Annotated in this window: 12 protein-coding genes; 7 read left to right on the top strand and 5 right to left on the bottom strand. The window is 49.9% G+C overall.

Annotated features, from left to right (window positions below):
* Window positions 1-39 precede the first annotated feature (39 nt).
* Both Q1A54_RS00675 and Q1A54_RS00670 read left to right on the top strand, forming a co-directional pair.
* Window positions 40-1,053: a zinc dependent phospholipase C family protein gene (locus tag Q1A54_RS00675; protein ID WP_299984270.1), complete on the top strand. Its 1,014-nt coding sequence runs from the start codon at window positions 40-42 to the stop codon at window positions 1,051-1,053.
* A gap of 122 nt (window positions 1,054-1,175) precedes the next feature.
* Complete coding sequence (locus tag Q1A54_RS00670) at window positions 1,176-2,744, top strand: serine hydrolase (protein WP_299984268.1); 1,569 nt, start codon at window positions 1,176-1,178, stop codon at window positions 2,742-2,744.
* 997 nt (window positions 2,745-3,741) lie between these two features.
* On the opposite strand, the gene ettA is transcribed toward Q1A54_RS00670, so the two are convergent.
* Window positions 3,742-5,412 (bottom strand): energy-dependent translational throttle protein EttA, encoded by a 1,671-nt coding sequence (ettA, locus tag Q1A54_RS00665; protein ID WP_299984266.1) that lies wholly within the window; start codon window positions 5,410-5,412, stop codon window positions 3,742-3,744.
* Window positions 5,413-5,778: 366 nt separating this feature from the next.
* Here ettA and Q1A54_RS00660 point away from each other — a divergent pair, with 366 nt between their 5' ends.
* The 3 genes from Q1A54_RS00660 to Q1A54_RS00650 all read left to right on the top strand — a co-directional run bounded on the left by Q1A54_RS00660 (window position 5,779) and on the right by Q1A54_RS00650 (window position 8,394).
* Window positions 5,779-7,092 carry a DUF349 domain-containing protein gene (locus Q1A54_RS00660; RefSeq protein ID WP_299984264.1) on the top strand — a complete coding sequence of 438 codons (1,314 nt, stop codon included), beginning with the start codon at window positions 5,779-5,781 and terminating at the stop codon, window positions 7,090-7,092.
* Window positions 7,093-7,371: 279 nt separating this feature from the next.
* Window positions 7,372-7,593 carry a DUF2795 domain-containing protein gene (locus tag Q1A54_RS00655; protein ID WP_007652164.1) on the top strand — a complete coding sequence of 74 codons (222 nt, stop codon included), beginning with the start codon at window positions 7,372-7,374 and terminating at the stop codon, window positions 7,591-7,593.
* Window positions 7,594-7,665: 72 nt separating this feature from the next.
* Window positions 7,666-8,394, top strand: a complete 729-nt coding sequence (locus tag Q1A54_RS00650; RefSeq protein WP_299984263.1) for an ABC transporter ATP-binding protein — start codon at window positions 7,666-7,668, stop codon at window positions 8,392-8,394.
* Here Q1A54_RS00650 and Q1A54_RS00645 read toward each other — a convergent pair.
* From Q1A54_RS00645 to queA, 3 genes are all read right to left on the bottom strand, one after another.
* Complete coding sequence (locus tag Q1A54_RS00645) at window positions 8,391-9,083, bottom strand: 2-C-methyl-D-erythritol 4-phosphate cytidylyltransferase (protein WP_299984261.1); 693 nt, start codon at window positions 9,081-9,083, stop codon at window positions 8,391-8,393. The genes Q1A54_RS00650 and Q1A54_RS00645 overlap by 4 nt on opposite strands.
* A gap of 34 nt (window positions 9,084-9,117) precedes the next feature.
* Window positions 9,118-9,759, bottom strand: a complete 642-nt coding sequence (locus tag Q1A54_RS00640; protein ID WP_299984259.1) for a CatB-related O-acetyltransferase — start codon at window positions 9,757-9,759, stop codon at window positions 9,118-9,120.
* Window positions 9,760-9,856: 97 nt separating this feature from the next.
* On the bottom strand, window positions 9,857-10,903 hold the full coding sequence (gene queA, locus Q1A54_RS00635) for a tRNA preQ1(34) S-adenosylmethionine ribosyltransferase-isomerase QueA (RefSeq protein ID WP_196119166.1): 1,047 nt from the start codon (window positions 10,901-10,903) through the stop codon (window positions 9,857-9,859).
* Window positions 10,904-11,085: 182 nt separating this feature from the next.
* Between queA and Q1A54_RS00630 the strand changes: the two genes are divergently transcribed.
* Complete coding sequence (locus tag Q1A54_RS00630; protein ID WP_196119168.1) at window positions 11,086-12,333, top strand: ABC transporter permease; 1,248 nt, start codon at window positions 11,086-11,088, stop codon at window positions 12,331-12,333.
* Between the two features lie 143 nt (window positions 12,334-12,476).
* Entirely contained in the window at window positions 12,477-13,340 is an 864-nt protein-coding gene (locus Q1A54_RS00625) for a TIGR00730 family Rossman fold protein (RefSeq protein ID WP_230392215.1), read from the top strand.
* 174 nt (window positions 13,341-13,514) lie between these two features.
* Here Q1A54_RS00625 and Q1A54_RS00620 read toward each other — a convergent pair whose 3' ends face one another.
* Window positions 13,515-15,584 (bottom strand): hypothetical protein, encoded by a 2,070-nt coding sequence (locus Q1A54_RS00620; protein WP_299984253.1) that lies wholly within the window; start codon window positions 15,582-15,584, stop codon window positions 13,515-13,517.
* Window positions 15,585-15,591 lie beyond the last annotated feature (7 nt).

Here is a 15,591-nt window from a genome sequence, read left to right as displayed (position 1 = left end):
GTAACATACAAATTCCGCTATTCTCCGTACACCGCAGGTATGGCTTTCCGACAAATCGCTGTACTGCTCCTGCTTGCCTTCCTGCTGCCTCTCACCGGGTATAGCTGGGGCTTTTTCGCGCACCAGCGCATCAACCGGTTAGCTGTGTATACGCTGCCGCCCGAGATGGTGGGCTTCTACAAAAAGCACATCCGCTACATCACAGAAAACGCTGTGAACCCAGACCGCCGCCGCTATGCAGTGGCTGGTGAGGCGCCCCGCCACTACATCGACCTGGACGTATACGGCGACAGCGCCCTTTATAAAATGCCCCGCTACTGGCAACAGGCTGTAGAGCGCTATGGCGAAGACACACTCATGGCGCACGGTATTGTGCCCTGGCACATTAACCGCATGAAGTTTCAACTCACGCAGGCTTTCAAAGACCGCGACCTGGATCGCATCCTGCGCCTCTCGGCCGACATGGGTCATTACATAGCCGACGCCTGCGTGCCCCTGCACACCACCCGCAACTACAACGGGCAGTTCACAGGGCAGCGCGGTATACATGGCTTTTGGGAGAGCCGGCTCCCCGAGCTGCTCTCTGACAACTACGACTTCTTTGTGGGGCAGGCCAGGTATATTGAGCAACCACAGCTTAAGGCCTGGGAGATTGTCGCCAGCGCCCATTTGGCCCTCGACTCCGTACTCGGTTTTGAGCGTGAACTCACCATGGCTTTTGAGGAAGAGAAGAAGTACAGCTACGAAGTGCGTGGCAACCTCACCACACGGGTGTATTCCAGAGAGTTTTCAGAGGCCTATCACCGACGACTGAACGGGCAGGTGGAGCGGCAGATGCGTCTTGCCATCCATACTGTGGCCAGCTATTGGTTTACAGCCTGGGTAGACGCGGGTCAGCCCAACCTCCGTCAACTAGCTCCCACCGTATCGGCAGAAGAACAGGAGCGCCTGCGCATGGAGCTGAAGGAGTACGAACAAGGTCCTCACCTGCCCCGTGAAGAAGGCGAGACCCGGCTTCACCGCAGCACATGGATTTCGGGACGCAGAGAGTAGTTAGAAAGCTTCCTATCTACTGCCCGTGTTCTTTATTGTCGTCTATACAACAACGGACAGGCCATGTTATGCAAAAGGATGTAAAATTGCCTATCTTGCCTCTACAACCCACTTACTCACCTATGAACTCTATTGATACTTTCTTTAAGCGCCTTGTGCTGCTCCTTACACTGGCAACAGTGTGTAGCCTGCAGGCTTTAGCGCAGCAAAACACAGCCGCTACCCTCCAGAAGCTGGATGCCTATTACCAGAAGGCGCTGCAGGATTGGGATGTCCCGGGCATGGCCATTGCCATCGTGAAAAACGACTCTGTGATTTTTGCCAAGGGCTACGGCGTGCGCGACCTCAAAGCAGGCGGACAAGTGGATGCCAACACGGTGTTCGGCATCGCCTCCAATTCCAAAGCTTATACCGCCGCCGCCCTCGGCATATTGGTGGATGAAGGCAAACTCAACTGGGACGACAAAGTAACAGAGCACTTGCCGTGGCTGCAGCTCTATGACCCTTATGTAACCCAGGAGCTCAACATCAAGGACCTGTTGAGCCACCGCGCTGGCTTCCGCACCTTCAGCGGGGATTTGCTCTGGTACAACACCACCTACAGCCGCCGTGAAATTCTGGAGCGTGCCCGTCATCTCAAGCCCGCCTACAGCTTCCGCGACGGTTATGGCTACTCCAACCTCATGTTCATCGCCGCCGGCGAAGTTATTGAGGCCGTGTCGGGACAAACGTGGGAAGACTTCATCAAGCAGCGCTTCTTCACTCCCTTGGGTATGAACCGCTCTTATACCTCCGTAAACGAGCTGGCCGGCAAAGACAACATTGCCTCTCCGCACGGCTTCGATGAAAAGCGCAAGCCCTACCCTACTACCTTCACAGCATGGGACAACTGGAACCCGGCGGCAGGAATTTTTACGAGCGTAAACCAGCAGGCCCAGTGGATGCGTTTGCAGCTCAACCGCGGCACTTACAAAGGCCAAAAGATCTTCAACGAAGATGCCAGCCGCATAATGTGGACTGCACACAATGCCATGCCAATATCCAAACAAGCCGAAGCCAATGTACCTTCCACCCACTTTTCGGCCGCTGGCCTGGGCTGGATGATGAACGATTACGAAGGGCGCAAAGTACTGGCCCATGGTGGAGGGCATGAAGGCATGAACAGCCGCACGGTACTGGTACCTGAAGAGAACCTGGGCATCATCATCCTGACAAACAGTATGAGCAGCATCATGTCGCCACTGGCCAATTATACCCTCGATCAGTTCCTGGGAGTGCAGAACGGCCGCGACTGGAGCCAGTTCTCACTCGACAACATAGCCAAGGCACGTAGAGCACAAGACGAAGCCGCTGCCAAAGCCCCAAAAGAAAAACCACGCAAGAGCAAACCAACCATGGATCTGGAAGCCTACGCGGGCACGTACAACAGTCCGTTGTATGGTGATGCTACTATTAAGGTACAGAACAAGCAGTTAGTATTGGACCTGGCCCCTGCTCCTGCCTTAGGAGGTAAGCTCACACACTGGCAGCATGACATCTTTGACTTGGAGTGGAAGAACAACTTCGCGTTGCTCACACCAACGAAAGTACGTTTCATTGTAGGTCCGGACGGTAAAATTGCTGAAATGCGACTCGATGCAAACAACCCGGATTTCCACTTTAGTGAACTTGAGTTCAGGAAAGTTAAGTAATCCACAAACTCTTTAAAAATAGCGGGGCCATACCTGAAATCAGGTATGGCCCCGCTATTTTTAAGATACTGCTCTTAGTAAGCTACAATAACAGAAACAATGCTCGCAACCGCAAAATAGCCTGCTATGACAATGTATGCGAGCGCATCTTCATCAAAGTAAAGTTTTTTCATGAGTGACAACCTTTTAAACGTTAGAAATGCTTTAAAATACCTTTGGCTGTCTTACTAATAATACATTACGTATATCCTAACTCTATCGTTGTATTATTTATAAATATTTTATAATTATTTATGATATTGATATATATATATTTGAATATTAAAACTATTGTCGGTTGTCAATACTTATGTAAAGCATTTTACAATAGTGAATAAGTCAAGCAAACATCCATTCCAACACATATTAGAATGAGAGCTAATGATAAGGGCGATGCTTAAAAGCATCGCCCTTATCATTACTATTAAAATTGGTAAAATTAAGCTATTGTTACTAATAAACTACTAATTGCACCACCGAGCACAAAGTACGCAGCAACAATCAGATTAGCTTTTGATTCGTTAAGGGTAAATTTTTTCATGACAATAGAATGTTTTAGGGTTTCAGTTAGACTTTATTATTGCAAGCATAAAAAAATTCACTTCTAGTTAAATATCATCATATTTTTTCCAGAAGACATTGCAAATAAATATTAAATAATTATTATATGCAAACAATTGTATATAAAATCTATTTAATAGAACAATATATACAATCGATCATCTCCCAACCTTCCTCCTATATTACAGCTCACTAATAGCCAATCAAATAAATGAAAGCAACAGACTATTAAAATTATTAAATTTTAATTTTGTTAAAATTTTTGTGAGAAAAATCTTAAATCAGACAATTCCCAACACTGACAGCATCATAAAAAGAAAATCCCTTGGTAACCAAACGGTTGCCAAGGGATTTCATTCATACAGAAAACTTGACTTTCAGCACACGATGGTGCAAATTATACCAGCTTTTTGTAGCGTATACGCTTTGGCTCGGTATCACCCAGGCGCTTCTTCTTGTTATCCTCATAGTCCGTATAGTTACCTTCAAACCAGTATACTTGCGAATCACCTTCGAAAGCCAGAATGTGGGTACAGATACGGTCCAGGAACCAGCGGTCGTGCGAAATGATCACGGCACAGCCTGCAAAGTTTTCCAGCGCATCTTCCAGAGCACGAATGGCATTCACGTCCAAATCGTTGGTTGGTTCGTCAAGCAGCAACAGGTTTCCGCCTTCTTTCAGGGTCATGGCCAGGTGCACGCGGTTACGCTCACCACCCGACAACTTCTCCACTTTCTTTTCCTGGTCACCACCAGAGAAGTTGAACTTGCTCACATAAGCACGGGAGTTTACCTGACGGCCCGCCATCATCATGTGCTCCGTTCCACCTGAGATCACCTCAAACACCGACTTACTCGGATCGAGGTTCGCGTGCTCCTGGTCTACATAAGAGATCTGTACTGTAGAACCAACAGTAAAATCACCTGCATCTGGTTTCTCCTGACCAGTAATCAACTTGAACAAGGTAGTCTTACCTGCACCGTTCGGACCAATGATACCCACAATGCCACCCTGCGGCAGCGAGAAGTTCAGGTTCTCGAACAACAGTTTGTCGCCGTAGGCCTTGCTGATGTTGTGGGCCTCAATAACCTGCGCACCTAGACGCGGGCCGTCCGGTATGAAGAGCTCCAGTTTTTCTTCTTTCTTAGAAGCTTCTTCGCTGGCAAGCTTATCATACTGGCTGATACGTGCCTTAGATTTGGCATGACGGGCTTTCGGAGCCATGCGTACCCACTCCAACTCACGCTGCAGGGTTTTCTGACGCTTGCTCTCCGACTTCTCTTCTTTCGCCAGACGAGCGGCTTTCTGCTCCAGCCAGCTGCTGTAGTTGCCTTTCCACGGAATGCCTTCGCCACGGTCCAGCTCCAGTATCCAGCCAGCTACGTTGTCAAGGAAGTAGCGGTCGTGGGTTACGGCGATTACAGTGCCTTTATAGTGCTGCAAGTGCTGCTCCAGCCAGTCCACCGACTCGGCGTCCAAGTGGTTGGTAGGCTCGTCGAGCAACAATACGTCCGGCTCCTGCAGCAGCAGGCGGCAAAGGGCCACACGGCGCTTCTCACCACCCGACAGGTTGCCGATCACGGCATCTTCTGGCGGCGTGCGCAGGGCATCCATGGCGCGCTCCAGGCGGTTGTCCAGTTCCCAGGCATTGAGTTGGTCCAGGCGCTCTTGTACCTCACCCTGTCGCTCGATGAGCTTGTTCATCTCATCATCGGTCATCTCCTCGGCAAACTTCATGTTGATCTCGTCGAATTCCTTCAACAGGCCAACCACTTCGCTTACACCTTCTTCTACAACTTGGCGCACGGTTTTGGTTGGGTCTAGCTGTGGCTCCTGCTCCAGGTAGCCCACTGTATAGCCCGGCGACCACACTACTTCACCGCGTATCTCCTTGTCCACGCCGGCAATCACCTTGAGCAGGCTTGACTTACCGGAGCCGTTCAGACCCAGTACGCCAATCTTGGCACCGTAAAAAAAGGAGAGGTAAATATTTTTGAGTACTTGTTTCTGTGGCGGGTAGATCTTGCTGACCCCAGCCATGGAGAAGATAATGGTTTCGTTGCTCATTTTACTGTATATCAGTTTAGTACTGCCCGCAGACAGTAAATTAGTTTAGAAGAAAAGCGGCATTTACAGCGCCTCGTCCGGCAAAAGTGTACGGATAAGCCATTATTTATGCCGACAAACACAAATATCGTAAAAATTCATGTGTTTATGGTTCACAAAAGTGCTTTGAAATCACTAAACTTGTAGAAAAACTGTATGGGAGAAGTCCGCGCAGACTTATCGTAGCACCTAATCAGGTCATTGCCAAAAGACTTATGCTGCTAAACAGCAGACTGTCAACGCTTCAACCTGACATGCGTATGCTAAGGTTAGTCTAAATTTTGGACCCTTTGCCCTTTTATGTTCCGATTCTAACCCGATCCTTAAATGGAAAACAACGACCTATTGGAAGAAGCCAAAAAATACGGCTTTATTCAGGACCAGCAAGTATGGCTGAAAGCTTTTATGACCTACCCCGACAGAAAAGTAGGCGAAGTGAAAGAATCAGAAGAAGACTCGCTGGTTTATTTTGCCAAGCGCTTTCACATGTTTAGCGATAAAGTAAACGCCCTGCTTGAGCGCATTGCAACTTCCGAAAACAAAGGCTCTTTCCTGATGAAAGTGCTGCACATGAAAGATCAGGTAGGCAATTATGACGCTTTAGGAAACTTTGAGGCTATTTATCATACCCTGAGCAAAGCCGAGGAGGAGATAAATGAAACCATCAAGCAGAACCGCGAGAAGAACCTAAGCATCAAGATCGGACTTATACAGGAAGCTGAGGCGTTGCAGGATAGCGTAGAGTGGAAAGAGACTTCTGATAAAATGAAGGACCTCCGTGCCACCTGGATCAAGACGGGCCCTGTGGAGAAAGAACTCACCGACGAGATCGAAGAACGCTTTAAAACTGCTTTGGAGGCTTTCTTTGAGCGCAAGAAGTCTTTCTTCAATGATAAGAAACAAATGCAGAACCGCACTTACGATAGGTATAGAGACCTGATCGCCAAGTCGGTAGCACTGCAAAACTCTGAAGAATGGGAAGCAACCACAGCCAAGCTGAAAGACCTGCAGACGCAATGGAAACAGATTGGAGGATCGCTGCCGCGTGCCACCACCAACAAGCTGTGGACTGAGTTCAGAAAAGCGCACAACCACTTTTTTGAGCGACTCAAAGTAAAGATCACGAACGAAAAGGCCGACTCAAAAGAGAAGTATTACGACACGAACCTGGAGCGCAAGCAGGAACTGGTAAGCCAGGCCGAGCAGTTGCTGCAGCACAACAGCCTCAACGATGCCGTGAGGCGCGCCAAAGAACTGCAGGCAGAGTGGAAAAAAGTAGGACCTGTTCGCCCTGATGTTTCAGATGCCATCTGGGAGCGTTTCATCAAAGCCTGCGACCGCGTATTTGAAATGAGCAGCCTGGAGCACTATATCCGCAAGCGCCAGCAGAACGCCAACGAAACCTATAGCCACGAAGAGGGCTTGCATGCCCGTATCAACGCGCTGCGCGACTTCATCAAGTCGGACCGTCAGGAGTTGGAAGTGCTTGAAACGAACCTCGGCAAACTGAGCGAAGCGCCAAGCAATGACTCGTTCCGCAACATGCTTCTGGGCAAGATCCGCAACTTCAACCGTAAGATCAAGACTAAGCAGGCCCTGATCGAGATGTTCCAAGAGCAGCTCAGCACGATTAATAAATAGAAAAATTCAGATTTACCTATATTTTTTGAGGAAGCGCCTGTTGCGAATGCGGCAGGCGCTTTTTATATTTACATACAGCCCAATCAGGGCAAATTGCAGCGAAAAAGTAGGGTCAAAAAAATTTGACTCAAAATGAACATTTACGGTGTATTTGCGTTGTTTTGGTAAAAACAATCACAAAAAGCAATAAATATTTCAAAAAAATTTTAGTTTGTGAATTAATTCATACTTTTGCGAACTATTTTTTTCAACGCCATTTAGATTAAGGAGACACATACTATGTATTGGACACTGGAATTAGCATCATACCTGGAGGACGCACCTTGGCCAGCCACTAAGGACGAGCTGATCGATTACTCTATTCGCTCAGGCGCGCCTATGGAAGTGGTAGAAAACCTGCAGGCACTTGAAGATGACGGGCAGCCTTACGAGAACATCGAGGAGATCTGGCCTGACTATCCTACCAAGGAAGACTTCATGTTCAACGAAGACGAGTACTAATTCATGACTAATTAGATAATGGATAATGAGTAATTGACTTTATATTATTCATTCTTCACTATTCATTACTCATTGAAAAACATCGTTGAAGTAAAAAATCTGGTTGCGGGTTATGAGCATCGTACTCTGATCCGCAACCTTTCTTTTTCTGTGCCTTCACAGGCATTTGTAGCTATTGTTGGTCACAACGGAGCCGGCAAGACAACCCTCTTCCGGGCCTTTCAGCAAAAGATACCTTACCAGGGGCAGCTCCTGCTGCACGGCCATGACTTACGAAGTTCCAAAGACGCAGCGGCATCCGGCCTTCTCTCCTACCTCCCCCAAAAAAACATCGTTTCTTTCTCGATCAGCGTGCTTGACCTGGTTGTGATGGGCCTTTTCAGGAGAAAGAGCTTTTTTGAGAATTATACCGCACAGGATTATGCTTTGGCCCGCGCGACGCTGGCGCAACTGGAACTGACACACCTGCAGGAGCAGGACTTTACTACGCTTTCGGGAGGTGAGCAGCAAATGGTGTGGCTGGCGCAGCTGATGCTACAGGACGCAGATGTGGTGCTGCTCGATGAGCCCACCCAGCAGCTAGATGTTTATTATAAGAAGCAGGTATTCCACCTTTTGCAGCAGTGGGTACAGCAAAAAGGCAAAACGCTGTTCTGCATAACACATGACCTCTACAACCTGCTGCCCATGCAAGGCTATCTCCTTAACCTGTCCAAGCCAGATCCTAATCTAGAGTCGCTTTCACCTGAAACAGTGCAGCAGAACCAGGAATTTCTGGAAGCGCAGCGCATTGTCCGCTAAGATGCCGGATCGAACTGCTTCACGAGCACTTCAGCCAACAGCAGGTCTTCGGGCGTTGTGATCTTGATATTGCTATAGCTACCCTCTACCAGGGCTATACCTGCGCCCAGCTGCTCTACAACAGAAGCATCGTCGGTAAAGCACTCCTGCTCGGGCTGTTCGTACGCTTTCCGCAAAAGGCTGGCTTTGAAGCACTGCGGGGTTTGCACGAGTTTATACCTGGTGCGTGGCACAGCCTGGCTCCCGCCCTCGGTCAGTTCCCGAATAGAGTCTTTAGGAGACACAGCCACCACGGCAGCTCCCGCATCAGCTGCGCTCTCAAAGGCTGCTTTAATTGTGGCAGAACTTACAAACGGTCGCACGCCGTCATGCACCGCTACCAAGGCCTCGCCATGCACTGTCGCCAGGCCATTTTTCACAGAGCCAAAGCGTGTCTTGCCCCCCGGCACTGTCATATGGAAAACAGGAAACTTATGCTGCTTGCAAAGGTTCCGCCATACCTGCAACTGGTCCTCCGGCAACACCACGACGATGCGTATGTCGGCGTTGTAGGTATAGAACCGCTCAATCGTGTGCATCAGTATCGGCTTGCCGGCAAGTTCGATAAACTGCTTCGGCAGACTGTGCTGCATGCGACTGCCTGTGCCACCGGCTACGATAATGGCGTATTGTTGCAAAGCTTTCTCCATAGGATAGGTTTGTGTATTGAGTAGAGGTTTTGAATCATTGGCAGTGAGCCAGTTGCCTGATATCTGCCGCGTTTATAACAGACAGGTTCCGGGTAATCTTTTCAACGCTCCAGTCCCACCAGGCAATTTGGAGCAATTGCGCAACTTCACTTTCCGTAAAACGCATTTTAACAACCTGCGCTGGGTTGCCTGCTACAATGGCGTAGTCCGGCACATCTTTGGTCACAACGGCCTTAGTTGCCACGATGGCACCATTCCCGATTTTCACACCAGGCATGATCACAGCTTCATAACCGATCCAGACATCGTTTCCTACTACCGTATCTCCTTTGTGGGGGTATTTCGACGGGGCGCCTGCTCCGCCATCAGCTGTTTCCCAGCCATTCCCGAAGATAGCAAAAGGGAAAGTGGAGATTGGCCTGGTTTCGTGATTGCCACCATTCATGATAAATTTTACACCGGAGGCAATGGCACAGAACTTCCCGATCCGAAGCTTATCCCCTATGAAGTCGAAATGATAGAGTACGTTTCTTTCGAAATTATGCGGATCATCCAGATCATGATAATAGGTATAATCTCCGACTATGATATTCGGATTCTGGATGATGTTCTTCAGAAAAACCAAATTATGGTGATGCGGAAGCGGGTATGTGTTATCAGGATCCGGCGCTAACATACTTTTTCGGCTTAGTTGCGAACTAAATGAAGCTGCAAATAAAGCAAAAAGCCCCGACTTTGGAGGGTCGGGGCTTTTCTAAATCTTATACCTGCTACTACAGAATCAGCATTACGTCGCCGTAGCTGAAGAAGCGGTACTTCTCTTTCACGGCCTCTTCGTAGGCTTTCATCACTAGTTCGTATCCACCAAAGGCAGCTGTCATCATCAGCAGCGTGCTCTCCGGCATGTGGAAGTTTGTAACCAGTGCATTGGCGATCTTGAAGTCATACGGAGGGAAGATGAAACGATCTGTCCAGCCCTCGTTAGGCTTCAGGCGGTTGCTGGCCGAAACTGACGACTCCAGCGCACGCATGGTCGTTGTACCGATGGCCACAACACGCTTTTTGTTGTCCAGCGCTTTGTTTACCAGTTCTGCCGTGTCGTTTGGCACCATGAAGTTCTCAGAGTCCATCTTGTGCTTGGTCAGGTCTTCTACGTCCACAGGGCGGAAAGTACCCAGGCCAACGTGCAGTGTAAGCGGCGTCACATCCACTCCTTTGATCTCAAGGCGCTTCAGTACTTCTTTCGTGAAGTGCAGGCCAGCTGTTGGAGCGGCTACGGCACCTACGTTTTTGGCGTACACTGTCTGGTAACGCTCTTTGTCTTCCGGCTCAGCTTCACGCTTGATGTATTTTGGAAGTGGCGTCTCACCCAGCTCGTTGATGGTCTTATAGAACTCTTCGTCCGGACCGTCGAACAAGAACTTGATCGTGCGGCCGCGGGAAGTGGTGTTGTCGATTACCTCGGCAACCAGGTCGCTGTCGCCGAAGTACAGTTTGTTGCCTACGCGGATCTTACGGGCCGGGTCTACCAGCACGTCCCACAGGTGAATGTCCTTGTTGAGTTCGCGCAACAGGAACACTTCGATCTTGGCACCGGTTTTCTCTTTGTTGCCATACAGGCGGGCCGGGAATACCTTGGTGTCATTCACTACCATCACATCACCTTCATCGAAATACTCCAGGATGTCCTTGAACACGCGGTGTTCAATTTTGCCCGAGTCGCGGTGTACCACCATCATGCGCGATTCGTCGCGGTTAGCGGATGGATGTGTGGCTAGCAGGCTTTCAGGTAGCTCAAACTTAAATTCTGATAACTTCATACTTTTTATATTACGGTATAAATCGTGCTGACTTAGAACGGCCTGTATCAAATCCTATATCTTCTTCCCTAAAATTCAAGAAGACATACCCATGATACAATTAAAAAATCAAACCGCAAATTTACTTAGTTTGCCCGAAATATTCTTACTTTTAAGAAAATTACTTTGCTGTACGCCAAACTATGATCTACCTACGCCTTATCGCCGAAAGTTTCCGATTTGCATGGCAAGCCCTTCGCGCGAACCTGCTCCGAACGATCCTCTCCCTGTTGGGTGTAACAATAGGTATTTTCGCTATCATATCGGTGTTTACACTGGTGGACTCGCTTGAACGCAACGTGCGCGACAGTATGAGTTTCATTGGCGACAAGGTACTGTATGTAGAGAAGTGGCCCTGGAGTTTTGGCGGCGAATATCCTTGGTGGAAATATTTCAAGCGTCCACAACCAAACACCCACGAATTCCGCTTACTGGACCGCAACCTAACCAACGATGCCGGCGTGGCTATTTTTGCCAACAAAGGACGCAGCTTGTTTAAGCACCGCAATAACAATTTCAGAGATGCCGGCCTGATGGGCGTCACCTTCGACTACAATAAAGTAACAGAGATTCCGGTGGCAGAAGGCCGCTATTTCATACCGCAGGAGGTGGATGCAGCCCGCAATGTGATGATCATAGGCGATGAGGTAGCCAATACGCTATACCCAGGCCAGCCAGCCATTGGGCAGGAACTCCGCGTAAGTGGGCATAAGTTCACGGTAATCGGGGTGATGGAGAAACAGGGCGAAAGCATGTTTGGCATGCCTAACTTCGATCAGATGGGCATAATACCTTATGGCACCTTCAGCAAGATGTACGCGACCGGACCTAATGGCATCGGCTCCACTATTGCTGTAAAAGGCCGCGAAGAGGACATAGGCTTACAGGAACTGGAATACGAAGTACGCGGCATGATGCGCAACATCCGGGGTTTGAAGCCCCGCGACGAAGACAACTTTGCCATTAACCGACCCGAAATGGCCACTCAAGCCATCTCAGGTTTCTTCCAGGTAGTTGGCCTGGCGGGCTGGGTGATTGGTGGTTTTGCCATACTGGTGGGCGGCTTCGGCATCGCCAACATCATGTTCGTGTCTGTAAAGGAAAGAACCAACATCATCGGCATACAAAAATCACTGGGCGCTAAAAACTATTTCATTCTATTCCAGTTCTTGTTTGAGTCAGTATTTTTGAGCATTATTGGCGGTGGCATCGGCATCCTGCTCGTGTTCCTGCTCACGCTTATACCGCAGGACATGATGAAGATTTCGCTCTCGGCAGGCAACATTATACTGGGCCTGGGCGTATCGGCGGTCATAGGTATGCTGTCGGGGATCATTCCGGCGGTACTTGCTTCAAACCTGGATCCGGTAATTGCGATTCGCTCCAAATAAAGAAAGACACAACCGTGACTGCATAGTTTTCTTCTCCACGCTGCAGACACACACCCTTAAAATTATTTATTAAACAGAAGAAGGCGCCTCACCGTGAGTGCGCCGCAGGAGGCCTGCCTCCTGAAGAAGACGAAGAAAGAATTATGACAAAGCTTAGAAAGACAAGCAAAACGAAACTCAACGACGAGTCACACAACAGCGGCAGCGGACAGACTATTCTGAACCCGGACGTAAACGAAAATAAAGCAAAATCCATTACTGACCTGCGTGAAGCCGGTCAGGTTTCAGCTCCCCCGGCATCTGAAGAGGATGTAAAGATCCGCCAGGCCTTTGTAGATAAGGACTGGAACGAGATCAAGATCGCTGACTCCTGGCAGATCTTCAAGGTAATGTCGGAATTCGTGGAAGGCTTTGAGAAACTGGCTAAAATCGGTCCTTGCGTTTCTATTTTCGGATCAGCCCGCACCAAGAACACGCACAAATACTACGTCATGGCTGAGGAAATCGCAGCCAAGCTGGTGCGCCATGGTTATGGCGTAATCACGGGCGGTGGCCCGGGTATTATGGAAGCAGGTAACAAAGGCGCGCATTCCGAGGGCGGTAAGTCTGTGGGTTTGAACATCCAGCTGCCATTCGAGCAGTTCAACAACATTTACATCGACTCTGATAAGCTCATCAACTTCGACTATTTCTTTGTGCGCAAAGTAATGTTCGTGAAGTATGCGCAGGGCTTTATCGTAATGCCGGGTGGCTTCGGTACACTCGACGAACTGTTTGAGGCCATCACGCTGATCCAGACCAAGAAGATCGGCGCATTCCCAATCGTACTGGTAGGTCGCGAGTACTGGGGCGGTCTAATGCAGTGGGTTGAAGATGTAATGCTGAAAGTAGAGAGCAACATCAGCCCCGAGGACCTGGACCTGGTGCACATCGTGGATGACCCAACGGAAGCCGTGAAAGTGATCGACGAGTTCTACAGCAAATACCTGCTGTCTCCGAACTTCTAAGAGAAAAGCACTCACAAAAAAGCGCCCCACTGTTCTCCAGTAGGGCGCTTTTTTTATGCAGATATATACTGCTTTTAGTAGATGTCAGTCTGTCAACTACCGGTATCGATGTGACTCTATGACGAGAATATGCATAAGCAGAACCCTTACCTCAGTTTAGCCTTTCTTTGGCTTTCAGTTTAACAGTTTCACCTCAATTGAAGTGCTTCCGCTTACAGGTTTGCCCTCGGCTGTTTGCCCCTGCACCCGTATCTCAAATACTCCTGTCTCGTCGGAGGTATAAAACGTGAAGGTGGCATTTCCGTCAGCTCCGACCTGCAGGTATGGCTGCCAATAAAGCTGTTGCCGGAAGTCTGGCAGTTGAGCCTGCGCCGCGTCGTTAGAGGCAGCGGCCGGCATTACAAAGTTGCGGGGCAAGTTGTATTGTTCATACAGCACAGGCAGGCCCTTCGCTTTTAGTCGCTCCCGGGCCTCACCACTTTTGGTGTAGATGGCAAACATGCCATTGTCTACCAGACGTCCCAAGTTGCCGGCATACAGCTTCTCCTCAGACCAGGCTATCTCGATAGAGGCGATGTCGTTCAGGTCAAGCGCCATGATCTCGTCCATATTCTCCAAGATGACGCCGTCCAGCAGGTATAGCGGTTCGTCCTTCATCATGCGCTTGGTTCCGGGGGCCACGTAAAGCAGCCGCACGGTTTGCTTACCCTTTTTCTTGCGCATGCGGAGGTTGGTGCTCACTTCCCGGATAGCCTCCTCTACATCCTGAAAAGCAACGTAGTCATCCAGCTTGAACACCCTGTCGGCAGGCAAACGTGGCAGTGGAGAGGCCGCATGAGGTTCTGTCAGGCCATAGATGTCCTGGATATTAGTACGGGTATAGTATTTCTTCGCAACGCTTATGACATGTGAGGGCAGAGCCTGCACAAAAGCTGTGTCTAGCTGCTTGGCAAAAGTCTCCTGCTGAAATGGTCCCTTCACGCCTTCCTGCCGTACGGGTTCCACCAAGGGCTCCCGTGCGAAACGGGCTTCTGTTTCATTTTTCGCGATGGCCTCCCAGAGTTCCCGGTCGGTCTCGTGTTCCAGCCGCAGTTCATTTGCAGCAACAAAGCCACCAGGTTGCTGAAGTGCTGCTCGTCGCTCGGCGACGGAGGTCGAGAGCCAGGCACCGGCCGGCAGCCCTTTCACGGTAACGGTTACCTGCTGGCGGGTACCATACTGCTGGCGGTCGGCCTGTAGTTCTATACCTGCGGCGCGCGGCATCGCAATGCGCTGCTCAGCTTCTACCAAACCGCCAGTGTTGAGCAGTAGCAACCTGCACTGTGGTTGCGCTGCATCTGCCCACGGCACGGTGAACTGCTCTGCTCCCGTCACGTGCTGTGCAAAGTATACCTTGCCTCCCGATGCGGCCACCAGTACATGACTTACAGTTGACTGCCCCTGCACATTTACCTGTATACCTATCGGGCTTACTTTCCCAACTGCCAATCCTACGCTCTGTTTCTTTGGTTTCGGGAGCGCTACCTGCTGTGGTGCGTAGTCAGATGCCTGTACTTGTGCTACCAGTTCCTGCTGCTCAGTGGCTGTCAGGCTAAACACGGCTATACCTGACTCGTCGCTTTTAAAAGAGGCAAGCGTTTGTCCGGCGGTATCAGCCACTATCCCTTGTGCGGCTATACCTATACCTGCGGCATTAGTCACAGTCGCTATTATTTTGGTAGGCACTCCCGCCGGCCAGATACCGGACTCAGGTAAAAATCGTACCTGCAGGGGTCTAGCTGTTACCGCACGTCCTTCCAGCGCCTTTACTTCGTTCGGGTTGACAATGGTGAGCTGCTCCTGCCAATGCTGTTGCGTACTGAAGTTTCGCATCCAGTTGGTGGCAGTCCGTAAGGTATAGCTACCCGAAGGCATGTTTTCAGGCAACAGGAAGTCTCCTTGCGCTTTTCCATCCTCCAGCACCAGTCGCTGGTTGATCAGGGTGCTGCCTTTTGCATCCAGCAGCTCTACATAAAGCACCCGACTGGCGGGAGCAGTGGAGTTTTTGCGTACAGCAGCACTATACCAGAAGCGCTCGCCTGCCATGTACCAGGGCTGACTGTGTACCAGTTGCACCTGCTCGTCTGAGAGCTGGCGCTGTACCTGGGCGGCAGCTACTTTGGCAACCTGCTCCTGCTGCGCAAAGGCTGGGAGGGCCAGCATGGGAGCTGCAGCCAGCAATAGCTTTGTTATCAGTTTTTGCATGCTGTTA

The organism is uncultured Pontibacter sp., assembly GCF_947502515.1.
In the GTDB taxonomy this organism is placed as follows: domain Bacteria; phylum Bacteroidota; class Bacteroidia; order Cytophagales; family Hymenobacteraceae; genus Pontibacter.
This window is presented reverse-complemented; position numbering and strand designations above follow the sequence as displayed.